The organism is Pseudoduganella umbonata, from assembly GCF_014192225.1.
Classification (GTDB): domain Bacteria; phylum Pseudomonadota; class Gammaproteobacteria; order Burkholderiales; family Burkholderiaceae_D; genus Rugamonas; species Rugamonas umbonata.
Map to the genome: position 1 here is coordinate 394,977 of NZ_JACHXS010000004.1, position 25,419 is coordinate 420,395.

21 protein-coding genes are annotated in these 25,419 nt (G+C 67.0%); 12 read left to right on the plus strand and 9 right to left on the minus strand.

Going from position 1 to position 25,419, the window contains the following annotated elements; all coding sequences use genetic code 11:
- Positions 1–33 precede the first annotated feature (33 nt).
- Positions 34–918, minus strand: coding sequence for a universal stress protein (locus FHS02_RS13540; protein ID WP_137317048.1), 885 nt, complete (start codon positions 916–918; stop codon positions 34–36).
- Positions 919–1,167: 249 nt separating this feature from the next.
- On the opposite strand from FHS02_RS13540, the gene FHS02_RS13545 reads away from it, so the two are divergent.
- The 4 genes from FHS02_RS13545 to FHS02_RS13560 all read left to right on the plus strand — a co-directional run bounded on the left by FHS02_RS13545 (position 1,168) and on the right by FHS02_RS13560 (position 3,084).
- The gene (locus FHS02_RS13545) at positions 1,168–1,581 is read left to right on the plus strand and encodes a hypothetical protein (RefSeq protein WP_137317047.1); all 414 of its coding nucleotides are present in this window, start codon (positions 1,168–1,170) and stop codon (positions 1,579–1,581) included.
- A 55-nt stretch (positions 1,582–1,636) separates the two neighbouring features.
- Complete coding sequence (locus FHS02_RS13550; protein WP_175424954.1) at positions 1,637–2,116, plus strand: GNAT family N-acetyltransferase; 480 nt, start codon at positions 1,637–1,639, stop codon at positions 2,114–2,116.
- Positions 2,113–2,511: a GFA family protein gene (locus tag FHS02_RS13555; RefSeq protein ID WP_137317045.1), complete on the plus strand. Its 399-nt coding sequence runs from the start codon at positions 2,113–2,115 to the stop codon at positions 2,509–2,511. The genes FHS02_RS13550 and FHS02_RS13555 overlap by 4 nt, the downstream gene beginning before the upstream one ends.
- Positions 2,512–2,604: 93 nt before the next feature.
- Entirely contained in the window at positions 2,605–3,084 is a 480-nt protein-coding gene (locus FHS02_RS13560; protein ID WP_137317044.1) for a VOC family protein, read from the plus strand.
- Between the two features lie 30 nt (positions 3,085–3,114).
- On the opposite strand, the gene FHS02_RS13565 is transcribed toward FHS02_RS13560, so the two are convergent.
- Positions 3,115–3,528, minus strand: a complete 414-nt coding sequence (locus FHS02_RS13565) for a hypothetical protein (RefSeq protein ID WP_221403848.1) — start codon at positions 3,526–3,528, stop codon at positions 3,115–3,117.
- Between the two features lie 293 nt (positions 3,529–3,821).
- A complete protein-coding gene (locus tag FHS02_RS13570) occupies positions 3,822–4,901 on the minus strand; it encodes a PKD domain-containing protein (RefSeq protein WP_137317042.1) in 1,080 nt (359 codons plus the stop codon).
- Positions 4,902–5,073: 172 nt separating this feature from the next.
- Between FHS02_RS13570 and fos the strand changes: the two genes are divergently transcribed.
- Positions 5,074–5,484 (plus strand): fosfomycin resistance glutathione transferase, encoded by a 411-nt coding sequence (gene fos / locus FHS02_RS13575; protein ID WP_137317041.1) that lies wholly within the window; start codon positions 5,074–5,076, stop codon positions 5,482–5,484.
- Between the two features lie 133 nt (positions 5,485–5,617).
- Here the strand turns inward: fos and FHS02_RS13580 are convergent, their stop codons facing one another.
- The 3 genes from FHS02_RS13580 to FHS02_RS13590 all read right to left on the minus strand — a co-directional run bounded on the left by FHS02_RS13580 (position 5,618) and on the right by FHS02_RS13590 (position 9,978).
- The gene (locus FHS02_RS13580) at positions 5,618–6,403 is read right to left on the minus strand and encodes a PEP-CTERM sorting domain-containing protein (protein ID WP_137317040.1); all 786 of its coding nucleotides are present in this window, start codon (positions 6,401–6,403) and stop codon (positions 5,618–5,620) included.
- 147 nt (positions 6,404–6,550) lie between these two features.
- The gene (locus FHS02_RS13585) at positions 6,551–8,779 is read right to left on the minus strand and encodes an alpha-galactosidase (protein ID WP_137317039.1); all 2,229 of its coding nucleotides are present in this window, start codon (positions 8,777–8,779) and stop codon (positions 6,551–6,553) included.
- 284 nt (positions 8,780–9,063) lie between these two features.
- Positions 9,064–9,978, minus strand: coding sequence for a GntR family transcriptional regulator (locus tag FHS02_RS13590; protein WP_137317038.1), 915 nt, complete (start codon positions 9,976–9,978; stop codon positions 9,064–9,066).
- A 225-nt stretch (positions 9,979–10,203) separates the two neighbouring features.
- On the opposite strand from FHS02_RS13590, the gene FHS02_RS13595 reads away from it, so the two are divergent.
- From FHS02_RS13595 to FHS02_RS13610, 4 genes are read left to right on the plus strand one after another with little or no spacing between them, the layout of a single operon-like run.
- A complete protein-coding gene (locus tag FHS02_RS13595; protein ID WP_137317037.1) occupies positions 10,204–11,598 on the plus strand; it encodes a glycoside hydrolase family 28 protein in 1,395 nt (464 codons plus the stop codon).
- Between the two features lie 7 nt (positions 11,599–11,605).
- Positions 11,606–13,726: a glycoside hydrolase family 65 protein gene (locus FHS02_RS13600; protein WP_137317036.1), complete on the plus strand. Its 2,121-nt coding sequence runs from the start codon at positions 11,606–11,608 to the stop codon at positions 13,724–13,726.
- Positions 13,727–13,739: 13 nt separating this feature from the next.
- A complete protein-coding gene (locus FHS02_RS13605) occupies positions 13,740–15,560 on the plus strand; it encodes a glycoside hydrolase family 28 protein (protein ID WP_137317035.1) in 1,821 nt (606 codons plus the stop codon).
- 2 nt (positions 15,561–15,562) lie between these two features.
- A complete protein-coding gene (locus FHS02_RS13610) occupies positions 15,563–16,366 on the plus strand; it encodes a rhamnogalacturonan acetylesterase (RefSeq protein WP_137317034.1) in 804 nt (267 codons plus the stop codon).
- Between the two features lie 12 nt (positions 16,367–16,378).
- Here FHS02_RS13610 and FHS02_RS13615 read toward each other — a convergent pair whose 3' ends face one another.
- Positions 16,379–16,672: a hypothetical protein gene (locus FHS02_RS13615; RefSeq protein ID WP_137317033.1), complete on the minus strand. Its 294-nt coding sequence runs from the start codon at positions 16,670–16,672 to the stop codon at positions 16,379–16,381.
- Positions 16,673–16,891: 219 nt separating this feature from the next.
- On the opposite strand from FHS02_RS13615, the gene FHS02_RS13620 reads away from it, so the two are divergent.
- Positions 16,892–19,015 carry a putative bifunctional diguanylate cyclase/phosphodiesterase gene (locus FHS02_RS13620; protein ID WP_137317032.1) on the plus strand — a complete coding sequence of 708 codons (2,124 nt, stop codon included), beginning with the start codon at positions 16,892–16,894 and terminating at the stop codon, positions 19,013–19,015.
- A 35-nt stretch (positions 19,016–19,050) separates the two neighbouring features.
- Here FHS02_RS13620 and FHS02_RS13625 read toward each other — a convergent pair whose 3' ends face one another.
- The gene (locus FHS02_RS13625; protein WP_175424953.1) at positions 19,051–19,191 is read right to left on the minus strand and encodes a hypothetical protein; all 141 of its coding nucleotides are present in this window, start codon (positions 19,189–19,191) and stop codon (positions 19,051–19,053) included.
- Between the two features lie 371 nt (positions 19,192–19,562).
- Positions 19,563–22,040: an ATP-binding protein gene (locus tag FHS02_RS13630; RefSeq protein ID WP_175424952.1), complete on the minus strand. Its 2,478-nt coding sequence runs from the start codon at positions 22,038–22,040 to the stop codon at positions 19,563–19,565.
- 248 nt (positions 22,041–22,288) lie between these two features.
- Here FHS02_RS13630 and FHS02_RS13635 point away from each other — a divergent pair, with 248 nt between their 5' ends.
- Together FHS02_RS13635 and mdcA are read left to right on the plus strand one after the other, a co-directional pair.
- On the plus strand, positions 22,289–23,710 hold the full coding sequence (locus FHS02_RS13635) for an SLC13 family permease (RefSeq protein ID WP_137317031.1): 1,422 nt from the start codon (positions 22,289–22,291) through the stop codon (positions 23,708–23,710).
- 36 nt (positions 23,711–23,746) lie between these two features.
- Complete coding sequence (mdcA, locus tag FHS02_RS13640; protein WP_137317030.1) at positions 23,747–25,414, plus strand: malonate decarboxylase subunit alpha; 1,668 nt, start codon at positions 23,747–23,749, stop codon at positions 25,412–25,414.
- Positions 25,415–25,419 lie beyond the last annotated feature (5 nt).

Genomic DNA, 25,419 nt, shown 5'->3' on the forward strand with positions numbered 1-25,419 from the left:
CCGGGCGGGCGTTGGTCCGCCCGCGCAAGCCGGTCAGCCATCGTCACCGCCTTCCGGCGCCCGCACCAGCAGCGTATCGCATGGCACCTGCTGCATCAGGTCTTCGCTGGTGCTGCCCATGAATACACGCGCCACGGCCGACTGCCGGTGCACGCCCAGCACCACCAGTCCCGCCGCCTCCTCCACGACATGGCGCGTGATCGCTTCGGTAACCAGGCCGTGGCCCACCACCGCGCGGATGCGTTGTCGCACGCCGGCCTCCAGCGCGCAGCCTTCCAGGAAGCGTTCGCATTTTTCCTGCGCTTCGCGCAGTGCGCCGGCCGGGGCGTTCGCGCCGTCCTGCAGTACGTGCAGCAGCGTCACCGGGCGGCCCGGGAACAGGCGCAGGGCCGTGCCGAGCGCACGGCGCGACGCATCCGAAAAGTCGTTCGCCACCAGGATGCGGCCATAGCTGCCGCGGGTGCGCTGCCGCACCACGAGCAGCGGGTGCGCGAGTTCCTGCGCCAGGCGCGCCGCGGTGGAACCGAGGATGAGATGCTGCACGCGCGCATTGGTCGAGGCGCCGATGACGACGAGCGCATCGGCGAACGTGGCGGCGGCACCAAGGATGCCGTCGGTCACGTCGCCTTCCAGCACCTGCAGCGCCGGCTCCAGGCCGGTACCGGCGAATTCCTCGGCGAGTTCGGCGCGCGCGGCCGGCGCGAACGCGTGGCCGATGCTGCCGCCGTCGAGCCACGCCGAGACTTCCTCGGGCGTGCCCGGCCCCTCCTGCACCACCAGCACGGTGAGATCGGCGCGCCACTCGAGGGCCAGCTGCCTGGCGCGGTCCAGCGCGCGATCGCAGCGCGCGGTCATGTCCGTGGCCAGCAGCAGGCGCCGCGGCTGCGGGTTGTCGGTAATGCCGGTCAGGTCTTCCACGTTACTCCCCGTCACTCAACAGGTACAAGCCGACACTGTAACGGTTCCCGTGGATGGATGACCACGCGTTAGGCCCGGGACCTCCGGGCCGTCGCCGTGCGAAAAATTTGCATACCGTGACAAAGGGTGAGTTTTGCAGATTTGCAATTTGCTATGCTCTGCTGTCCTGGCAACACCTGCCGGACCGCCCGTACGCGGCACGGTCCGGCGGATGGCCGCTCGCATTTCCCCTCTCCATCACGACGCAAGATGACTACCACCGATACGGCCCTCTTCGACACGGCCTTTGCACGCTTCCGCTTCCTGATCTGGGCCGCCTTCGCGCTCAGCATCGTCGATGTCCTGGTGTCGCCGGAAGTCAGCGGGCTCGAATCGCCCGTGTGGGAACTCGTGGTGGCTTTCGCCGCGCTGCTGTTCATCTTCGCCGCCTGGATCAACCTCCTGCTGCTGAAGGGACGCAACTGGGCACGCATCTTCTATACGGTATGCATGATCACCTGGTTGCCGCCGATCACCGACTGGGACACGCTGGCCGGACCTGCGCTGTTCCTGACGACCGTCGAAGTCGCGCTGTGCGCCTGGATCGTCTACCTGATGTTCAGCGATCCGCTCAGGCAGCACTTCGCGGGCAAGGATGGGGATGCACGGGTGGCGGGAACATGACGAAACCGGATACCGGCGATACCTGCAGGCTGCAACTGCCTCCCCGGGAACAGCGATGACCGTGCGACGTTACGCCAGCAGCGACTTCCCGGCCGTCTGCCGCATTTACGCGGACGCCAGACGTGCGGAGCTGCAGTTCGAGGACGGCAGCTTCGACATCACGCCGCTGGACCAGGACCCCGTGCTCAGGGCCGCGTTCGAAGAGTCGACCGTATTCGTGTTTGAAAACACGGACGTCGTCGGCTTCGCCGCGCTGCATGAGACGCAGTTGCGAGCGCTGTTCGTACGGAGCGATGCGCGCGGAACGGGCGTCGGCACAGCCTTGTTGCGCCGCGTTCTCGACCACTCTCCCGACCTGATGCTGAACGTGGCGAAATCGAACGCCATGGCCCGGCGATTCTATGAGAGGCATGGTTTCGATGTCGCCGGGACCCTGGTCAAGCAGTATGGCGACAGGGACGTCGAATACGTGAGGATGGCTTGCGCGCGTCACCTGAAGCCTGGGGAAGCCGATGCTGCGGGAGTTCAGCAATGAAAACCTACCACGGCAGCTGCCATTGCGGCGTGGTCCGTTTCGAGGCCGACATCGACCTGGGCCAGGGCACGCTGCGCTGCAACTGTTCGATCTGCGCGAAGGCGCGCTTCTGGCCGGCCATCGTCCAGCCGCATGCTTTCAGGCTGCTTGCCGGCGCGGCCGCGCTTACGGAATACCGGTTTCACACGAAGCGGGACCAGCACCTGTTTTGCCGGCATTGCGGCGTGCGGCCCTTCGTCAACGGCCATTCGCCACGGTGGGGCGAGTTCGTTGCCGTGAATGTCGCGTGCCTGGACGACGCCACCGCCGAGGAGCTGGCCAATGCTCCCATCACCTACCTCGACGGCAGGAACGACAACTGGGACACGCCGCCGCTGCAGATTCACCACCTGTAGCGCTCCACGCCTCCCGGTGGGCATCCGATCGGGGTGGACCGGGCGGCCGGCGTGGTCTAAGCTGTCCGCTCACCAAACGATTGGAGGAACGCCATGGTTGCGAAGAACACCATCTGTCTCTGGTTCGACGGTACGGCACTGGACGCCGCGCAGTTTTATGCGGCGACCTTCCCGGACAGCGCGGTGGGCGCCGTGCACCGGGCGCCGGGCGACTACCCCGCCGGCAAGGAAGGCGACGTGCTGACCGTCGAATTCACGGTGGCCGGCCTTCCCTGCCTCGGCCTGAACGGCGGGCCGGATTTCAAGCACAGCGAAGCGTTCTCGTTCCAGATCGCCACCGACGACCAGGAAGAAACCGACCGCCTGTGGAATGCGATCGTCGGCAACGGCGGCCAGGAAAGCCAGTGCGGCTGGTGCAAGGATCAATGGGGTCTGTCCTGGCAGATCACGCCGCGCGTGCTGACCGATGCTTTCACCGGTTCCGACCGGGCGGCGGCGCAGCGTGCCTTCCAGGCGATGATGGGGATGCGCAAGATCGACATCGCCGCGATCGAAGCCGCCCGGCGCGGCTGACGCGCGCCGCGCGGTGCATGCCGGGTAGCCTCACCTGCCCGCCACCGATTTCTTCAACCATGAGAAAGCGCCGTCGACCAGCGCAAGCTGCCGGCCGGCGGCAGCGATCGACGCGTCGTCGCCGTGCTGGCGGATGTAGCTGGCCAGGCCTTGCGCCACCGCGTCGGCCTGCAGCTTGAGGATGTCGGCATCGACGACATTCCTGACGAATTCGAAGCAGCACGGTCCGTCCATGAATTCGGCATCGTCGAAATTGCACTGGTGTGCGGCCAGGATCAGCAAGTCGTCCATGTCCGCCGGGCCGCTCCCCATGCCGACGTCGACGCCGGCCAGCGTGCCGAGGGCGGCGATGGCCTTGCACATCTGGTGTTCCGCTGCCTCGCAGTCGCGCAACTTGCGCCGGAAAGTCAACCTGGTCTTGGGAACGCGCCGGGGCTTGAACATGGGCTTGGGCCGGACCCTGAATCCGTGCACGGAACCAGGCTTGGCTCCAGGTATGGCTCCAGGTATGGCTCCAGTTGCGGCGCCAGTCGTGGCTCCGGATTGATCGGCGGCCGGGTGGCCGTTGGCGCTGTCGTTGGCGCTGTCGTCGGCACTATCATTGGTACTGTCATTGGTACTGTCATTGGTCTTGTCCACGGTTCGTCCTTTCGCGGCAGGTTGGCTGAAACATGCCTTGCTTGGACCAGCTCAGCGGTAAGAAGTTCCGCAGCGCTCCAGCGCGTGCCGGGGCGATGTCACTCCACCGCCACGTCCCACAGCTTCGCCATCCTCGACGTCCCCTGCGGCCCCTCCACCGTCAGCACCACCAGATACTTCCCGGCCTCCCGGTAGCGGTGCACCGGATGCCGTTCGCCGGACGTGGCGCCATCGCCGAAGTCCCAGTGCCATCGCGTGACGGGCCCCACGCTCTCGTCCCGGAACGTGACGCTGCGCCGCGCCATGTCGGTCACCGCGAACGACCAGCGGGCCTCGAACGATTTGCGGTACTTTGCCTCCAGCGGCATCAGCGTGAACACGGTGCCCAGGCTCGAATTGCCATACATCTTGCGATGCGCCGACAGATTCCAGAACGCCTTCTGCCCGCCTTCGCCGGCACCGTCATAGTCGATCACGGCCCAGGTCAGCCCGATCTTCGCGTTTTCGGTTAGTTGCGTTTCCACGGCGCGGGCCGGATCGGCACCGGCGTAGTCGAACGGCGTGATCCAGAACTCGGCGGTCAGCTTGCCGGGCTGGCCCGGCCTGGCATCGTACGAATACGCGATGTTCGAATACGGCAGCTTCTTCAGCCATGCCTGCGGCCCCCACAGCAGCGCCCAGTCCTTGCCGTCCGCCGGCGTGAAGATGTGATAGTTCTGCGCGTGCACGCCGTGGTACGCGAAATAGCGCTGCGGCCAGGGCAGCGACTGGTTCGGGTGCAGCGTGTCGATCAGCGGCCCGCCGGAAAGATCGCCATCGACGACGATCTCGAACGTGTCGTTGTGCAGGCCGGGATCGGCGAAGTCCCAATGGTCGTCCCACGCCTCGTAGAGGAAGTACAGCCGGTTCAGGCCCGCCACCCACGCCACGCGCACCTTGATGTCGAGGCTTTTCGGATCGACCTTGCGGCCCTTCCCCGAATCGTCGCGCAACTGGTCGGTGCCGACGCTCCACGCATCCGGAAAATCGCGCCAGTCGTCGGCCTTGCCGTCGATGACGGGGATTCTGTTGGCGGGGAACTGGTACACCTTGTAGCCGCGGTCTTCCTGGGCGGCGGCGGTGCAGGCGATGGCGGCGAACAGGCCGAGGACGAACGATCTGGCAGCGATTATTATCATGCGAAGGCGGGAAGCATCGTTGGGACTGCGTGAACTCTATCAGCTCACGGTCGGCAAAACTGCCGCCGGCCGATCAATCGGCTGAGAATCGTGCGCGTGACTGCATGCATCAAGAGACATCACGAGACTCTGCATCGCTACAATATGCTTCCCGGTCCTGCATCCACCGCCAATGATCTCCTCGTTGAACCACATCACGCTATCCGTGTCCGACCTGGACGCATCGTTTTCCTTCTACGTGGATACCTTGGGCTTCCGGCCTCGCGCAAGATGGGCACGGGGCGCCTATCTCTCCATCGACGGACTATGGCTTTGCCTGTCGCTGGACCGGCATTGCCGGCAAGGGCCGCTGCCCGAATACACGCACATCGCCTTCACGGTCGAAGCGGCGCAGTTCGCAGCCCGTGCCGCGGCACTGGAAGCCCGCGGCGTCATGCAATGGCAGCAGAACAGCAGCGAAGGCGATTCGCTGTACTTCCTCGATCCCGATGGGCACAAGCTGGAGATCCACGCCGGCAGCCTCGAATCGCGGCTGGCATCGCTGCGTGTCGCGCCATATGACGGGTTGACGCTGTTCGACTGAAGGCACGGCAATGACATGGCTGCGCCCGTGGAATGACGGAAGGCGGCGATGCAAAGACAAAGACAGCGCAGCAAGGTTCCGGTTCGCGCTGAACCGGAACCAAGGTGGCTATCGGGCAGCCGGCCCGGCTGTCTTACGCCCGCCGGCGGCGGGCAAACAGGGCGGCTACCGGTACACCTGCGGCGAACAGGAGCCAGGTAGCGGGTTCCGGGACCAGCGTCGGGAGGAGTGGCTCGTAAGTGGGCCTCTGGAAATCGGTGATCAGCTGCGCGGTCAACTCCAGGTTACCGGTCTGGTAGGCGTCAGTGAAATTGCCGAGGCGGATCGTGAAGTCGAAGCCGCCTTCCTCGGTACCCGGCGACATCGAATTCCAGACGTGATAGTCGAGGTCACCCCAATTGATCGGTGGGCTCCAGCGCTGTGTCCAGAATTCGAATTCCGTGTTGAGGAGCCTGCCGTCCGGCCTGGGCTGGGCCGCCTGCGTCAGGTCGAAGTCGAAGTGGCCCGTCACGATGACACCGGTGTGCGGCGCCAGCGTGATCGACTGCACGAAATCCACCCATGACGAGGAGCTGGTCCACTCGATCAACTGTCCGTATGCGTTGTTGGTGCTCAGGTCCAGCGAGAACGCACCGCTCGTGTCGATCGCGGCACTGCCACTGATATACGGCGAGGCGACCGACGAATAGGATGGTGCATTGACGGTATCTTCGGTATCCCTGACTGCCGTTCCCGTACCTGTGCTGGTGGTCAGGTAACTGTTATGAAGCGTATAGCCGGCGGCGATGCCGTCGTCGCGATAATCGATGACCTGGTAACTCAGCGGTCCGCCGCGTACGGTGCTGGACGACGTGGCCTGCGCGCCGCCGAAGGAAAGTGCCAGGAAAGCCGCCAGCGTCAGACTGGATATCTTTTTCATCTGCTTACTTTCGATAGTAGGTACATGAAGGGCCTGCCGCTTGCAACTGCATCGACTTTCAATCGGCAAGTTGTTTTATTCATAACGACCCTGCATTTTATCGAGCGGATCCCGCTGCCGCAACGGAAAACCTGCAGTAAAAAGCCTTCAGCCCTCCAGCACGAACGCCGCCGCCTGGAAGTCGCCGACCATCTCCACCACCAGCCCATGCCCCATCCAGTAGGCGCCGCTGGCGCGCTGCGGCGTCCGCGGCACCGCCTTGCCGGCGATCGCCCGCAATGCATACTCCTTCTTCGGATCGAGCCCGCGCAGCTGGATGCGCGGCTGGGCCTCGCGCAGGCCGCTCGAATGCAGGAACGCGAAGAGCACGGCCTGGCGGCCGTCCTGCGCCACCGACAGCGTCGCCGAGCGGTTCGAGCCGCCCTGCGGCGAGACGAGGCGGTACAGGTCGCCCTGCTGGACCGTCTTGCGGATGGCCTTGTACCCGGCGACCAGCCGCTTGGCCAGCGCAAAGTCTTCGGCCTTCCAGTGATTCAGGTTGGCGCCGATGCCCAGGCCGCCCTGCATGGCCGACAGGAAGCGGTATTCCAGCGACGTGACGCGCCGGTTGACGAAGTTCGGCGCATCGGTCACCCAGGCCATCATGATCGCCGGCGTGTAGGCGCGGCTGAAGCCATCCTGGATCAGCAGGCGGTCGAACGGATCGGTATTGTCGGACGTCCACACCTGGTCGGTCAGCGCCATGATGCCCAGGTCGACGCGCCCGCCGCCGCTGGCGCACGATTCGATTTCCACCTTCGGGTGGCGCCGGCGCAGTTCGGCCAGCAGCTTGTACAGGTTGTCGACGTAGGCCACGTACAGGCGCTGCTGGTCGGCCGCCGCCACTTCCGGCCAGCCCGGCTCCGACCAGGCGCGGTTGTGGTCCCACTTGAGGAAGCCGATCGCGTGGTCGGCGAGCAGGCGGTCCAGCATCTTCAGCAGGTGCTCGTACACATCCTTGCGGGCCAGGTTCAGCACCAGCTGGTTGCGTGCCTCCGAGCGCGGCCTGCCCTGGAAGTGGATCACCCAGTCCGGGTGGGCGCGATACAGGTCGCTGTCCGGATTGACCATTTCCGGCTCCACCCACAGGCCGAACTCCATGCCGAGCGCGTTGACGCGCTTGATCAGCGGCGCCAGTCCGTTCGGGAATTTTTTCCTGTTGACGACCCAGTCGCCCAGGCCGGCCTTGTCGCTGCTGCGCGCGCCGAACCAGCCGTCGTCCATCACGAAGCGCTCGACGCCGATGCTGGCGGCCTTTTCCGCCAGTGCCGTCTGCCCCGCTTCGTCGACGGCGAACAGCGTGGCTTCCCACGAGTTGTAGAGCACGGGCCGCAGGCGCGGTGCCGATGCGCCGGGTGGGACCGGCAGGATATTGCTGCGCTGGTAGCGGTGGAACACGCGCGATGCGCCGCCGAAGCCTTCGCTGGAAAAGCCGGCGTGGAAGACGGGCGAGGCCAGGCTTTCCCCCGGTTTCAGTCGGTAGGCGAAGTCGAACGGGTTGTAGCCCGCGGTGGTGCGCAGGCCGCCCAGCCCGTCCATGTCGACGTGGATGCGCCACGAGCCGCTCCAGCCCAGCGCGCCGAACCACACGGGGCCGGATTCCTCCTCCGTCGCGCCGCGGCTGATCGCGAGCCACGGATTGGCCTGGTGCGACGTGGCGCCCTTGCGGCTCTCGATGACGATGGAGCCGGGCACGATCGGGCGCGTCTGCAACGCGAACTCGCCGGCCCAGCGCCCGGTGAGGTAGGACATGCGGTAATCGTCCGCGTACGGCAGGTTGACGCTGGCGGCGGCCAGCTGGTCGACCTGGATCCAGCCCGGCGTGCGGTTTTCCACCACGGCCGAACGGGCCAGGATGCCGGTCGCCGCGTCCATCGCATACGTCAGCGTGACGTGCACCGCGCGGCTGACGTCCTTCAGCCGGATCACGATCCGGTCGCCGTCCACCCGGTGATCGACGTGGCGCAGCACGAGATCGCGCACGCCGTCGGGGAACGTCACCTTCAGCGCCGGCTCCACGGTCAGCCCGCCGCCGAAGCCGGGGAATTCGAACGGCGTGAGCACGACGGGCATTTCGTTGGACGAGTTTTCCGGCACCGGCACCGGCGCCGCCAGCCTGTCGTCCGGCGCCAGCGCACTGCCCCAGTACAGCGTCTGCAACTGTCCATCCGTGTTGACACCGAAGGCATAGGTGACGCCGGCGCCATCGAGCCGGAACACTTTGCCGGTATCGTCCACGGACGGCCGGGCCCACGCGGAACCGCCGAGGGCGGCCCCGGCGAGGCCGCCGAGAAGTTGCATGCAGAGGGTACGGCGGCGCTGGTCGAAGTCGGTCATGGGTGCCTTGTCTCGTTATCGTTCTCGCGAACTGTTGTAAAAACCCGGGGGACTGTCCCTCCTGAGGGGACTGTCCCTCCTGAGGGGACTGTCCCTCCTGAGGGGACTGTCCCGGTGGTGAGCGTTTCAGTGTCGGACACCGGTCCCTTGGTGTCGGACACTGGTTTTCGGAGACGAACCACGATCTCCACGCAAGAAAACCGGTGTCCGACACCTTGAAACCGGTGTCCGACACCAGAACGCTGCTGCCGCTGACTGCATCGGACGGCGCTGACTGAACGGCCTTACGCCGGACGCGCCTTCTGTTCCCTGGCCCGTATGCCCTGCAGCAACGTGCTGCGCGACGAGTTCAGGTGGATGCGCATCGCTTCGCGGGCGCCGGAGAAATCGTGCCGCGCCAGTGCGCGCAGGATGTCCAGGTGCTCGTGCGCCGCGTACTGGTTGCGGGCCAGTTCCTCGTCCTTGTCCCACTGGTAGTGGTAGTGGAATACCAGCGACACCACGTCGTACAGGCTCTTCGCGAAGCGGTTGTGCAGCAGGCCGATGAGGAAGGTGTGGAAGTCGCGGTCCAGGGCGGGGAAATCCTTGTGCCGGGCCGGCATCACGGAGCCCAGCTGCTCGTGGCGGGCGATCAGGTCGGCCAGCTGCGTGAAGGCGGCATCGTCCGGCGGCAGTTGTGCGAACTGGTCGATCGCGGCGAACTCGAACATCTGCCGCACGTCGGCCAGCTCCATCGCGAACGAGCGGTCGAATGCGCACAGGCGCCAGCCGCCGCGCGGCTTCTTCTCGATCAGGCCGGACCGGGAAAACTCGATCAGGAATTCGCGCACGCTGATGGTGCCGGTGCCCGAAGCGCGGGCCAGCTCGGCCTCCGAGAACTCGGCGCCCGGCGGCATGTCGCGCTGGTAGATGCGCTCCATCAGCACTTCGCGGATGCGGTCCGAGCCCGGCTGCAATTCGGCGATATCGAAATAATCCTTGCGCCGCGGCTTGCGCAGCAGCCGGCGTTCCTTCAGGTCGCCGATCAGGCCCTGGGCGTGCAGGTGCGCGAGCACGCTGCGCACCGCGGTGCGGCTGCCCTCGACCAGTTCGGCCATGTGCTGCTCGGTCGGCAGCGGTTCGCCGATCGCCACGTGGTCGGCAATGTGCTGGAGCAGCACGTTCGTGCTGCGCTTGAAGACGAGGGGTGGTCGGGCCATGGGGTCTCGAACTTGGTATTCAATAAATTATAGCCGCGGAACCCGCACCGCTGGCAAAAACCGCGCGCCGCCGCATCCGTCACTGAATGGCCGCCCAATTGGTCACCTTCTTGAGCAAGTGCGCGGATGGCTTGCAGACCAGGGAAACATCGCTACACTAAGGTCCGTTATTTATTAAGTACTGCGGTGCAGGACACCATTTTTACTGAACGGACAGGATCATCCATGCGACTCTCCCTACTCGCCGCCTCCCTCCTGCTCGCCGCGGCCCAAGGCTTCGCGGCCGACTTCAACGTGCGCGACTACGGCGGCAAGGGCGACGGCGTGACGATGAATACCGCCGCGATCCAGAAGACCATCGACGCGGCCGCCAAGGATGCCGGCACGGTGGTCTTCCCGGCCGGGACTTACCTGACCGGCTCGGTCTTCGTGAAATCCGGCGTGACACTGAAAATCGACAAGGGCGTGACCCTGCTCGGTTCGCGCAACATCGACGATTACCCGATGATGCCGACCCGGATCGCCGGCATCGAGATGACGTGGCCGGCGGCGCTGGTCAATGTGTACCGGCAGGAAAAGGCCGCCATCGTTGGCGAAGGCACGATCGATGGCGACGGCAAGCCGTTCTGGGATTACTACTGGGCGCTGCGCAAGGATTACCAGCCGCGCGGCCTGCGCTGGGCGTCCGACTACGACGCGCGCCGGCCGCGCCTGGTGCAGGTATTCGATTCGACCGGCGTGACAGTGGGCGGCGGCCTGCTGATGCGCCGCGCCGGCTTCTGGACGGTGCACGTGTGCTACTCGTCCGACGTGACGGTCGATGGCGTGACCATCCGCAACAACGAGGACGGCAAGGGTCCGTCGACGGACGGTATCGACATCGATTCGTCGCGCAAGGTACTGGTGGCGAATGCGGACATTTCCGTCAACGACGACGCGGTGGTGCTGAAGGCGGGCCGCGACGCCGATGGCCTGCGCGTCAACCGGCCGACCGAGGACGTGGTGATCCGCGACGTCATCGTGCGCGCCTCGAAGGGCGGCATCACGTTCGGCAGCGAGACCTCGGGCGGGTTCCGCAATATCGAAGCCTACAACATGACGTTCGACGAGAACACGCCGGTCGGCATCCTGTTCAAGTCCGCCCACACGCGCGGCGGCTTCGGCGAGAACCTGCGCCTGCACGACATCACGATGAAGGGCACGCCGATCGTCATGCGCATCAACATGAACTGGAATCCGAACTACAGCTACGCCGCCATTCCCGCCGGCGAGAAGAACGTGCCGGCGCACTGGAAGGTGATGGCCACGCCGGTGCCGAAGGACAAGGGCCTGGCGCACTTCCGCGACGTGAAGATCTGGAACATCAAGGCCACGGGCGCGAGAAGCGCGTTCGAGGTGGCCGGCATCGCCGAGGCGCCGCTGCAGCGCTTCGTGTTCGACGGCATCGACATCGAGGCGAAGAGCGGCGGCTACATCCGCGAAGCGCGGGACTGGCGCTTCACCAACACGAAGCTGGCCATCCCCGCCGAGGCGCCGGTGGAAGTGGGCAAGGACAGCCGTGTGAACGGGCTGCCGGCGGGCACCTTCGTGGTCCGCGATCCAGCGAAAAAAGAAGGCTGAACCAGCGATGACGAAACGACTTTACCTTGCCTGCGTGCCCCTGCTGGCGGTCATGGCGGGCGCGCACGCGGCGCCGATCGACCGCCAGGCCGTCGTTGCGCGCCACAATCCGCAGCTGACGGCCATCGACCCGATGTCGCCGCTCAGCGTGGGCAACGGCCGCTTCGCGTTCACGGCCGACGTGACCGGGCTGCAGACGCTGCCGGACCATTACCACACCCACGGCACGCCGACCGAGACGGGCGCGCGCTGGTCCTGGCACGAGCACGCCAATCCGCAGGGCTACAAGCTGTCGGACGTGAACCGCGAGTACACGGCCTGGGGCCGCACCGTGGGCTACCCGATGAACACGAAGATTCCCGCCGGCCAGTGGCTGCGCGAGAACCCGCACATCCACCCGCTGCCGCAGATCGGTTTTGTCATGACCGGCGCCGGTGCGCGCACCATCGTGCCGGCCGACGTGACGCAGGTCGACCAGCGCCTGGACATGTGGCAGGGCCGGCTGGACAGCCGCGTGCAGCTGCTGGGCCAGCCGGTCAGCGTGAGCAGCACCGTCAGCCCCGGCAGCGACACGCTCGCGCTGCGCATCCGTTCGCCGCTGCTGGCAGGCAAGCGCGTGGCGGTGCGCATCGCCCTCCCCTATGGCTACAGGCCGGGCGCCCACCATAACCCGCCGCTCGACTGGTCGCAGCCGGACGGCCACGTGTCGAAGGTGCTGGAACGGAGCGGCCGCACGCTGTTGGTGGAGCACACGCGCGACACCGCCCGCTACGCGATGACGGTGGCCAGTGCCGCGCCGTTGACGATCACGCAGCCGGCTGCCCACGTGTTCGAGATCGCTCCGCAATCGGGCGAAACGCTGGAACTGACGGTGTCGTTCGCAAAGGACGGCACGCCGGCCGCGCAGGACGTGGCCGGCGTGTTCGCGGCCAGCCGCGCACACTGGGACCGCTTCTGGCGCAGCGGCGCCGCCATCGACTTCCAGGGCAGCACCGATCCGCGCGCGGCCGAGCTGGAACGGCGCGTCGTGCTGTCGCAATACCTGACCGCGATCCAGCTGGGCGACGAGATGCCGGCGTCGGAAAGCGGACTGACGACGTCCACCTGGTATGGCAAGCACCACACCGAGATGGTGTGGTGGCACACCGCTCACTTCACGCTGTGGGGCCGCCCCGAGTTCACGGCACGCACGCTGACGTGGTTCCAGCGCACCTTGCCGGTGGCCCGCGCCGTGGCGGCCGAACGGGGCCTGAAAGGCGCGCGCTGGATGAAGATGACCGGGCCGGGGGGCCGCGAAAGCCCGGGCGGCAACCCGCTGATCATCTGGAACCAGCCGCACCCGATCCACCTGGCCGAGCTGCTGTACCGCGCCAACCCGACGAAGGAAACCCTGGAGCGCTACCGCGAACTGGTGTTCGACACGGCCGACGGCATGGCATCGATGCTCAACTGGGACGACAAGGGCCAGCGCTACGTGCTCGGCCCGCCGCTGTGGATCGCCCAGGAGATCTACGACCAGGCCACCAGCATGAATCCGACCTATGAGCTGAGCTACTGGGCGCGCGGCCTGGAGATCGCCCAGCAGTGGCGCGAACGGCTCGGCATGCCGCGCGACGCCGGCTGGGAGGAGCGGCGCACCAGGCTGTCGAAGCTGCCCCAGAAGGACGGCAAGTACGTGGCGATCGAATCGAACCCGGACACCTGGGACAATGTCGACAGCCGCCACGACCACCCGTCGTTCCTGATGGCGCTGGGCCAGCTGCCGGGCGACGGCGTGGACCGCAAGGTCATGCGCAGCACGCTCGACGCGGTGCTGGCGAGCTGGGACTGGCAGACCAAGATCTGGGGCTGGGATTACCCGATGATCGCGATGACGGCCGCGCGGCTGGACGCGCCCGACCTGGCGGTGGGCGTGCTGCTGAAATCGGACGGCCCGAACAACGGCTACACGAAGGCCGGCCACAACCCGAACAAGCGGCTGCCGGTCTACCTGCCCGGCAACGGCTCGCTGCTGGCGGCGGTGGCGCTGATGGCCGGCGGCTGGGATGGCGCCACGCGCACGACACCGGGCTTCCCGACCGACGGCAGCTGGGTCGTGAAGGCCGAGGGATTCAACAAACTGCCTTGACTGGATGGACCAGATGACGGAAATTTTCAGCCATACGACGGGTACCTCCCGCCGCCGCTTCCTGCGCGGCACCTCCGCGGCCGGCGCCCTGCTGGCTGCCGGCGGCATGCACTTCACCGCTGCTGCCGCTGCCGCCACCGCAGCCGATCCCTGGCAGCGCGCGCAAGGCATCGTCGAGCGCTGCTCGCGCCCCCTGCTCTTCCGCAACGAGGACTTCCCGATCACCGCGTTCGGTGCGAAGAGCAGCGCCCTGGTGCCGGCGAAGTCCGTCTGGCGCACCGAGATCCTGGACGTGAAGACGCCCGCCCCGGGCTCCCCCGACTGCTATCCGGCCATCGCCGCCGCCATCGCCGCGGCCAGCAAGGCCGGCGGCGGCCGCGTGCTGATCCCGGCCGGCAACTGGTACTGCAAGGGCCCGATCGTGCTGCGCTCCAACGTGCACGTGCACCTGGCGGCCAACGCGCAGGTCTACTTCAGCGCCGACCCGGCCGATTACGCGAAGTACGGCGACATCGACTGCGGCAAGGCCGGCAAGCTGGTGCTGTCGCGCTGGCAGGGCAACGACGTGCTGAACTACTCGCCACTGGTCTACGCCTGCAACCAGGCCAACATCGCGCTGACGGGCGAGGACTGGACCAGCGTGCTCAATGGCCAGGCCGGCGTGCACGTCGATGCCGGCGAAGGCCCATGGTGGGACTGGATCGACCGCAAGGAAGGCAAGGTCAATGCCGGCAGCGTCAATCCGCTGAACCTGCCGCTGGAGACGGTGGCGCCGGAACTGCCGGCCGGGCAGCGCGCGCTGATCCAGGGCACGCATCCCCGCTGGAACGGCGACACGCGCTACCTGCCCGCGCTGTCCGAGGCCGGCGTGCCGGTATCGAAGCGCATCTTCGGCACCGGCCATTACCTGCGCCCGTGCATGATCGAACTGATCGGCTGTTCCGACGTGCTGCTGGAGAACTACCACGTGGTGGCGTCGCCGTTCTGGCTGCACCACCCGGTGAACTGCCGCAACCTGCGCTTCAGCAAGGTCAACATGGAAAGCACGGGGCCGAACAACGACGGCTTCGATCCCGAATCCTGCGACACCGTGCTGGTGGAGCACAGCACCTTCAACACCGGCGACGACTGCATCGCGATCAAGTCGGGCAAGAACCGCGACACGCAGCTGGGCCCCACGCGCAACGTGGTGATCCAGGACTGCGTGATGAACAGCGGCCATGGCGGCGTGACCTTGGGCAGCGAGATGGCGGGCGGCATCGAACACGTGTACGCGCAGCGCATCGAGTTCCGCAACGCGCACTGGGCCACCGACCCGCTGCGCAGCGCCATCCGCCTGAAGACCAACATGAACCGTGGCGGCTTCCTGCGCCACCTGTATGTGCGCGACGTAACCGTGCCGAACGGCGTGGACGCGCGCGCCCGCAAGGCGGCGCCGCCGGACGCGAACAATGCCTTCAAGGGGCTGGCGACGGGCAGCGGCGCCATCGTCACCATCGACTGCAACTACGCTGCCGGCGACGATGGCGTGCGCACCCGGCCGCCGGCGGTATCGGACATCCACATCTCGAACCTGCGCGCCGGGAACGCGAAGATGGCCGACGGCGCGTTTTCGTGCTGGCAGGCGGTGCTGATCCTCGGCCCGGTGGCATCGAGCTTCAACGGGCCGGCGGGCACGCCGGTCTTGCCGGTGTCGAACGTGACGATCAGCGATTGCGACTTCGGTACGCCGCGCAACGGCAAGGAGCCGGTCTACCTGCACAACGCGAAAGACGTGGTGCTGAAGAACGTGACGATCGCCGGGCAGGTCGTCAACCGGAAACTGGCAGGCTGACGATGCGGCGCCTGTCGATACTGGCGGCACTGGCACTGTCGGCCAGTGCCGGTGCCGCCCCCCTGCCCCCGGTCCGCGTGATCCTCGTCGGCGACTCCACCGTCGCCAGCAATAACGGCTACGGCGACGCGCTATGCGCCCGCTTTTCGCCGGAAGTGGATTGCGTGAACCTGGGTGCGAACGGGCGCAGCTCGAAAAGTTTTCGCGCCGAGGGGCGCTGGGACAAGGTGCTGGAGCTGCTGCAAGACGATGGCAAGATCAGTGGCAAGAGCGGTGGCAAGAGCGGTGGCAACGAGGGTGGAAAATTCGCCGCCCGGTACGTGCTGGTGCAGTTCGGGCACAACGACCAGCCGGGCAAGCGCCACGCGACGGACCTGGTCGCCGAGTTCCCGGCCAACATGGCGCGCTATGCCGCCGATGTGCGCGCGCTGGGCGGCGTGCCGGTGCTGGTGACGCCGCTCACGCGCCGCACATTCAAGGGCGCCTACCTGCGCGACACGCTGGCGCCGTGGGCCGCGGCGACGCGCCGGGCCGCGGCGGCGGAAAACGTTGCGGTAATCGACCTGAATACGGACAGCGCCGCCGCGGTGCAGGCCATGGGCCAGGCCGAAGCGGATACGCTGGCCGAGGCGCCGGCGCCACCGCCGTCGCCGGACGGGAAGAAGGTCAAGAGCAAGTTCGACTGGACGCATCTGGGGCCGAAGGGCTCGGCGCTGTTCGGGGCGATGGTCGGGAACGAGCTGAAGCGGGCGGTACCCGCCATCGCGCCCTACCTGCCGCCCGGGGACCGGGCGGCCCGGGACTGACGGCCAACGCCACTAGCGCATCGCGTTCGCTTCCGCCGCCGCATGCCGGTCCTCGCTGGCCTCGGTGGCGTTCATGCCATCGTCGACGACCTGCGCGGAGCGCTCGGCATCGGCCGCCAGCCGGTCCAGGCAATGCACATCCGCCGACTCTTCGGCAAAGCTGGCGTCGATCACGTCGGCCAGCCGGCCCGGCAGCGACGCATGCGGCCGGGCCGGGACTGTCGGGTTGCCTGTCGGGTTGCCTGTCGGGTTGCCTGTCGGGTTGCCTGCCGGATGGCCTGTCGGGTTGCTTTTAGGTTTCATCATGTTCTCCAGGGAGATGCCACCCACGATATTCTCTTCGGCACCATAGCGATATGTATCGGGCGAGGAGCGCGCGATAGCGAGAAATCACTTCCCATTACGACAGAATGCGCGGCGCGACCGGGGCGGACGATTGCCGTACCTGGCCACGGCACCGTCGGCTTGCATGTGCTAAGGTAGTCCAAGGTAGTGGAATGCTCCGCGCCGCGGAAAGGAAGATCGATGGACATGCTGATTCTCGTCGTCACTTCCCATCTGCACGACCGGGAACTGCTCGAGCCGCTCGGCTGTGAGCATGACCGTCCCGGTGGCCCCGGACCCGGCATGTCCTTCATCTATGCCGGCAGCCTCGCCGAGGCACTGCGCGTCGCGCGCCCGCCCGGCCCCGACCTCATCCTGCTGAACCTGCTGGGGCAGCGCAGCCGGGGCGATGGCCCGCTGACGGCGGCCATCGCGCTGCATTACGGGGCCACGCCGGTGATCCTGCTGTGCGACACGGCTACCGTGGATGCCGGACACGCCCCCGTTCCCGACGGCTCCGCCGCCGCCCCCGTCGTTGCCCGGATTGTGCTGGAGACCGCGCCGGCCGGCCTGCTGTGCGAGATGTTCGGCTGCATCGTCAGCGCGGCGCGCCGGGTGCGGCTGGCCACGGCCGGCAGCGGCGAGCGCGGCGCCATGCTCGAAGCCATCGCCGATGCCGTCGTCGGTACGGATAGCGCCGGCATTGTCCGCTACGTCAACGCGGCGGCCGCGCGGCTCACCCTGATGGCGCCAGACCGGGCGATCGGCATGCCGATCACGGAACTGATGAGCCTGCACGATGCCGCGTCGCTCGCGCCGATCCCCCATCCGCTGCTGGAAACGCTGCGCTCAGGCGAAATCCGGCGCCTTCCCAAGGGCGCGATCCTGGCACGCAGCGACGGCACGGAAATCGTCATCGAGGATTCCACCGCGCCGATCCTCGATGCCGCCGGCGCGGTCGGCGGCGGCATCATGGTTTTCCACGACATCACGGATGCCCACCAGCTGCGGACCCAGGTCGACTACCTGGCATGGCACGATTCCCTGACGGGCCTGCCGAACCGGTTCGCGGCGCAGCGGCACCTCAAGCGCATCCTGCGCGACGCCCAGGACGGCGACGTGCCGCTGGCGGTGATGTTCCTGGACCTGGACAAGTTCAAGTCGGTCAACGACACGATGGGCCACGCCGCCGGCGACGCCCTGCTGGTGGCCGTCGCGGCGCGGCTGCGCGGCTGCTTCCGCGCGGACGATCTGGTCAGCCGCCAGGGTGGCGACGAGTTCGTGGTGCTGATGGCGCCCGGCGCCGGCCGCGCGGACGCCACGCGCGCCGCCGAACGGATCCTTGCCGCCGTGGCGCCGCCGTACGAGCTGGAATCGGCCAAGGCGGATATCGGCTGCAGTATCGGCATCGCCATGTTCCCCGAGCACGGCAGCACCGGCGAGGCCCTGCTGCACCACGCCGACACCGCACTACATGCGGCGAAGGTCGCCGGCCGCAACGGCTACCGCTTCTTCATGCCGGCCATGCTGGCCAGCGCGGTCCGGCGCAAGCAGCTGGAGGACGGCGTGCGCTCCGGGCTGGCCGCGGCCGAATTCGTACTGTTCTACCAGCCGAAGATCCGCCTGTCCGATGGCGGCCTGTGCGGCTGCGAAGCCCTGCTGCGCTGGCATCATCCGGAATGGGGCTGGGTCACGCCGGACAGGTTCATCCGCAGTGCCGAGGAATCGGGACTGATCGTGCCGCTGGGCAGGTGGGTGCTGGCCGAGGCGGTCCGCCAGGCCGGCGCATGGCAGGCCGGCGGCTTCGCTCCCGGCGCGATCGCCATCAATGTTTCCGCGCGCGAACTGCGCCATGCCGGCTTTGCCGATCATGTCGAACGGCACATCGCCGACGCGCGGCTGGATCCGGCGAGCCTGCAGCTGGAACTGACGGAATCGGCGCTGATGCAGGACATGGACAGCGCGATCAGCATCCTGCGGCGCCTGAAGAACCTCGGCCTGTCGCTGGCCATCGACGATTTCGGCACCGGCTATTCGAGCCTCGGCTACCTTGCCGAGCTGCCGATCGACGTGCTGAAGGTCGACCGCAGCTTCGTCCACGGCATCGACCATGCCGTGCCGCGCAGGCAAGCCTTGCTGCACGCGGTGATCGCGCTGGCCGGCAGCCTGCAACTGCCCACCGTGGCGGAAGGCATCGAAACGGAGCTGGAAGCGGGGTTCCTGTCGCTGGCCGGCTGCGCGCAGGGACAGGGGTATTACTACGGCAAGGCGCTGGAGGCAGGTGCCTTCGAAGCGGCTTTCCTGCGGCCGGCGCGATGCGCGTGACCGGCCGGCACCCTGGACGCGGTGCCGGCCGGCCGTTACCTCGGGCGCGTTTCGGCGACCTTGATCACGCTCGTGGCATGGCTGGATGCCTGCTGGTCGGACGCGGCGTTCTGCGGCCACAGGAACCACGCCACCGCGGCGGCCACCGCGAACAGCCCCAGCATGGACCTGCTCACGGCGTCCTCCGGCTGGCCACCAGATGACTGCAACGCATGTTGTACCCCTTTGAATGGAAGGACCACCGGATGACCGGCGAAAATGGACGACTGCATGGACGACCAGATCGACGACCAGATCGACGACTAGATCGACGACCAGATCGACAACTACATCGACAACCAGATCGACGACTACATCGACGAATGCAGGATGCGGCTGGCCGCATCGGGGCCGGGCACGGCCGCTGAACGGCGCCGGCGGGGCTTGTTGCCCGCGGTGCCGCTCGCAGGAACGGCTGTGCCTCAGTGTACGCGCATTTCACAAGGTAAAAGTGACTATTTGTAGGCCGGCAACCTGTCACGAAGGCCACGTTGTAACGGGTGGACATTCAGGCACCTGCCCGGGTGACCGTGGCCAGGATCGCGAACAGTTCGTCGATGTCGACCGGTTTCACGAGGTGATGGTCGAAGCCCGCGGCGGCCGTCTGCGCGCGGTCGCTCTCCTGGCCATATCCGGTGACGGCGATGAGGGTCGCTCCCGCCGTTCCCGTTTGCGCGCGCAGGCGCTGGGCCAGTTCGTTCCCGTCCATTCCCGGCAGGCCGATATCGAGCAGGAACACGTCCCAGCTTCCGGCGGTGCTCAATGCTAATGCATCGCGTGCATCGTATTCGACGACGACCTGGTGTCCCGCCGATTCGAGCAGCAGCGCCAGGATCGACGCCGCATCCACGTTATCGTCGACCACCATGATGCGCAGTGGACCGCCGCCATCGTGCAGCGCCGGCTCCACGGCCAGCACGCCCGCGCCATCGTCTTCCTGCGCGGCCAGACGCGGCAGGCAAACGGTAAACCTGCTGCCCTGCCCCAGGCCGCCACTGGCGCAGGTGACCGTGCCGCCATGCAGCTGCACCAGGCTTTTCACCAGCGCCAGCCCGAGCCCGAGACCGCCCAGCGAGCGGTCGGAGGAGCGCTCGGCCTGCGAGAACAGGTCGAACGCCCGCGCCGCGAGTTCGGGTGCCATGCCGATACCGGTATCGGTCACGTGGAACAGCACGTTGCCGGGGCGCACCTCGGTGCGCAGGCCGATGTGGCCGCCTTCGGGCGTGTACTTGGCGGCATTGTTGAGCAGGTTGGCAAACACTTGCACGAGCCTGTTCCGGTCGCCCATCACCAGCGGTGCCGCCGGCGTGAGTTCCAGTGCCAGGTGGTGGCCGCGCATGCGGATCAGCGGCGTGACCTGTTCGATGGCGTCGGTCACGATCCGGTGCAGGTCCAGGCCCTGCATGTCGAGTTCGGCAAGGCCACGCGTGACCCGCGACACGTCGAGCAGGTCGTCCACCAGGCTGGTCATGTGGCGTACCTGCCGGCCGATGATCTGGCTGGTCTGCCGGACCCGCGCCTCGTCGACCTTGCCCAGCTGCAGCAGGTCGGCCGCGGCGCTGATGGGCGCCAGCGGGTTGCGCAGCTCATGGGCCAGCATGGCCAGGAACTCGTCCTTGCGGCGGTCCGCCTCGCGCAGCTGCGTCTCGGCCTGCTTGCGGGCGGAAACGTCGCGGAAGAACAGCGCCAGGCCGCCTTCGAGGGCCGGATAGGCACGCACTTCCATCCAGACATCGCCGCCCGGCAGTGTATAGGGAATGTCGATGGTGCCGGACGTGCGCTGATCCCTGACCTGCCGGTACAGCGCCTCGACCGGCGTTCCCAGCAGGTCCGGCCACAGCTCCCAGTGGCTGCGCCCGATGACACCCGCCGTGGTCTGGTGCGTCAGCCGCAGGCCTTCCGCGTTCATCCGCACGATGCGCCAGTCGGGATCGAGCAGCGCGAAGCCTTCGGCCATGTTATCGAAGATGTATTCGCTCTCGTCGCGCTCGCGGCGCAGTGCGGCCTGCGCCGAGGCGGTCTCCACGGCGGCCCAGGTACGCTCCAGCATGTCCTCGGCCATGCCGACCTGCGCCTTCGTCCAGCGGTGCGGTGCCGCGTCGTGGGCATTGAGGATCACGCGCAGGCGGCCGTTCTTCAGCAGCGGTATCGCCAGCACGGCGCGCACGCCGAGGGCCGCGTAGGCGTGCGCATAAGGTGCGCAACGCTTGTCGGTCGAGGCATCGCCGACGATCAGCGGCCGGCCCGCCCGCGCCCCCTCGGCCGCGAAGATGCCGAAATCGTCCAGGTTCACCGCGGTGCCGGCCACAGATGGCAGGCTGCCGTTGGTCCAGTCCCGCCCGACACTGCCGGCCGCGCCCCCGTCGTCGACCGTCAGGTACGCCACGCGCCCCACCCCGAGGTATTCGCCGAGCAGCGCGCTGGCTTCGGCGACCACTTCGGCGGGATCGGTCAGCGCGCGCAGCAGGTCGCCGAGCCGCAGCTGGAATTCGCGGCGGCGGTTTGAAATGAAGGTGGCGGTGGTGTCGGCTGCGGGATTGAGGATGCCGGCGACGTTGCCGGCGGCATCGAAGACCGGGAACAGCGCATAGCTGAAGTAGGCCGTCTCGGGCACGCCGTCGCGCACCACGGTGAACCGTATGTCGCTCAGGTTGCATGCCCTGCCGGCCAGTGCTTCGGCCAGGATCGGGGTGAAGCCCTCGCGCAGCTCTTCCCAGCTGCCCCAGAACGGGCTGGCCAGCGCGGCTGGATGCTTGTCGCCGAGGACCTGGAGGTATGCGTCGTTGTAGAAGTACAGGCAGTCCGGGCCCCAGTAGAAGCTGATCGGCGCGGGCGCGTCCAGCACCATGTCGATGGTACGGCGGATCTCGGCAGGCCACGCTTCAGGAGCGCCGAAGGGGAAGTCGCTCCAGTCACGGGCGCGCAGCAAAGCGCGAACCACGCCCTCGCCGGCAAACAGGGGTCGGAATGCTGGGGAATTATCCATGTAGGCATTCTGACATGATTGCAGAATAAAATCCGCCTCTTTACGCTGGCAGGCGACCGGCGATATTTCCGCTCAGAGTAAACATCGGCCTGCGGCAGTAATTGATCCGGGCGCCATTCCGCGTTACCTTGGACTACACGATATAAAAAGAGCATGTCCGCGCCACAGCTTTGCCGGCCGGGGAATGCATGGAGACGTATCACCCGCGGTCCGGCCGCAGCCGGCACCGCAAGCCCAGGAGTAATGCCGTGTCCACTCACCTGATTGCCATTTGCGTGCTGGCGCTGATGTTCGTCATCGCCACCGCGCTGCCCATCAACATGGGCGTCATCGCCTTTGTCGGTGCCTTCCTGGTCGGTACGCTGGTCGCCGGCATGCAGGCCAAGGGCATCATGGCCGGTTTTCCGGCCGAACTGTTCCTCACCCTCGTCGGCATCACGTTCCTGTTCGCCCAGGCCCAGAACAACGGCACCATCGACTGGCTGGTGCGGCTTGCCGTGCGCGCGGTCGGCGGGCGCATCGCCGCCATTCCGTGGGTGATGTTCGCCGTCACGGCCCTGCTCACCTCGGTCGGCGCCGTCAGTCCAGCGGCGGTGGCGATCATCGCGCCGATCGCGCTGGGCTTCGCCGCCAAGTACCACATCAATCCGCTGATGATGGGCCTGATGGTGATCCACGGCGCCCAGGGCGGCGGCTTCTCGCCGATCAGCATCTACGGCGGCATCACCAATAAAGTCGTCAACGAAGCGGGGCTGCCGATCTCGGAATTGACCACCGCGTTCGTCAGCCTGGGCTTCAACTTCGCCGTCTCGCTGCTACTGTTCTTCGTGTTCGGCGGCATGAAGCTGATGCGCCAGCAGGTGCCCAAGGCGGCAGCCGGCCGCAGCGACCCCATCGGGCCGTTCGGCGCAACCGTCGCGGTGGCGGCGCAGGGTCCGCAGATCTACGGCGATGCCGAGAACGAGGCGGCCAGCGAGGAACGGCTGACGCGGGAGCGCTCCAGCGCGGCCGTCGGCGCGATCGGCACACCAGGTGGTGCGGGTGCCGGCGCGGCCGCCGGCGTGGCGCTGAACGAAGGCGCGACCATCCAGCAGATCGTCACCGTGGCCGGGCTGGTCGCGCTGGCCGTGCTGACGCTGCTGTACAAGCTCGATATCGGCTTTGTCGCCATCTCGATCGGCCTGCTGATCTCGCTGATGTCGCCGCAGGTACAGAAACGCGCCATCGGCCAGGTATCGTGGCCGGAGATCATGCTGATCGTCGGCGTGAGCACCTATGTGGGCGTGATGCAGAAGATGGGCACCATTACCTGGGTCGGCGACAGCGTCGCCAGCCTGACCTCGCCGCTGGTGGTGGCGCTGCTGCTGCTGTTCGTCGGCGCCATCGTGTCGGCGTTCGCGTCGTCGACGGCCGTGCTGGGATCGCTGATTCCGCTGGCCGTGCCGTTCCTGCAGGCCGGCACCGGCGTCGATCCGATCGGCTTCATCGCCGCCATGGCGGTGGCGTCCACCATCGTCGACGTCAGCCCGTTCTCGACCAACGGCGCGCTGGTGCTGGCCAGCGCCCAGCACATCGACCGCGACGTATTCCTGCGCCAGCTGATGATCTATGGCGGTATCGTCACGCTGGTCGCACCGGTCGTGGTCTGGCTGCTGTTCGTGGTGCTGTGACCACCGCTGCCGCGACCACCACATTAAGGATAATCCATGAATTCACCTGAAGGCCGCTGGACTACCCAGCAACGCAATCGCGACGCCCGCCTGGCGCGCGCCGGCGCCGCACTGGGCGATGCGCTGGACGGCAAGATCGTCGCGGCATCGCATATCGCCGAGCTGCTGCACCAGGTGCTGGAGCCCGGCGACCGGGTCTGCCTGGAAGGGAACAACCAGAAGCAGGCCGATTTCCTCGGCAAGGCGCTGGCCAGGCTCGATCCGGCGCGCGTCAACAACCTGCACATGCTGCTGTCGGTGCTGTCGCTGCCGGAACATCTCGACGTGTTCGAGAAGGGCATCGGCGCCCGCCTGGACTTCTCGTTCTCGGGACCGCAGGCCGGCCGCCTGGCCCGGCTGGCGCAGTCGGGCAAGCTCAATATCGGCGCCATCCACACCTACCTGGAACTGTTCGCACGCTACTTCGTCGACCTGACGCCGCGGGTGGCGCTGGTGGCGGCCGAGATGGCCGACCGCGAAGGCAACCTGTACACGGGGCCGAATACCGAGGATACGCCGGCCATCGCCGAGGCCACCGCCTTCAAGAGCGGCATCGTGATCGCCCAGGTCAACCGCATCGTCGACAAGCTGCCGCGCGTGGACATTCCCGCCGACTGGGTCGGCTACGTGGTGCAGTCGCCGACGCCCTACTACATCGAGCCGTTGTTTACACGCGACCCGGCGCTGATTTCCGAGATCCAGGTGCTGATGGCGATGATGGCCATCAAGGGCATCTATGCCGAATACGACGTCGAGCGCCTGAACCACGGCATCGGCTTCGACACCGCCGCCATCGAACTGCTGCTGCCGACGTATGCGGCCAGCCTGGGGCTGAAAGGCAGGATCGCCCGCCACTGGGCGCTCAATCCCCACCCGGCGCTGATTCCGGCGATCGAGGCGGGCTTCGTCGAATCGGTGCATTCGTTCGGCTCCGAACTGGGCATGGAAAACTACATCCGGGCCCGGCCCGACGTGTTCTTCACCGGTCCCGACGGCTCGATGCGCAGCAACCGCGCCTTCTCCCAGGCTGCCGGTCACTACGCCTGCGACATGTTCATCGGCTCCACGCTGCAGATCGACCTGCAGGGCAACTCGTCCACGGCGACGCTGGGCCGCATCGCCGGCTTCGGCGGCGCGCCGAACATGGGTGCCGACGCGCGCGGGCGCCGGCACCCCAGCGCGGCCTGGCTGAAGGCAGGCGAACAGGCCCGCGCCGGCCGCAACACGATCCCGCGCGGGCAGAAGCTCGTGGTGCAGATGGTGGAGACCTTCCGCGAGCACATGGCACCGGCCTTCGTCGAGCGGCTCGACGCCTGGCAGCTGGCCGAGCAGGCCGGCATGGCGATACCGCCGGTGATGATCTACGGCGACGACGTCACGCACATCCTGACCGAGGAAGGCATCGCCAACCTGCTGCTGTGCCGTGGCGACGAGGAACGCGAGCAGGCCATCCGCGGCGTGGCCGGCTATACGCCGGTGGGCCTGGGCCGCGACAAGCGCATGGTGGAGAACCTGCGCGACCGCGGCATCATCCGCCGCCCGGAAGACCTGGGCATCGACAAGCGCCTGGCAACGCGCGACCTGCTGGCAGCCAGGAACATGAAAGACCTGGTGCGCGCGTCGGGCGGCCTGTACGATCCGCCGAAACGTTTCAGGAACTGGTAAGGACA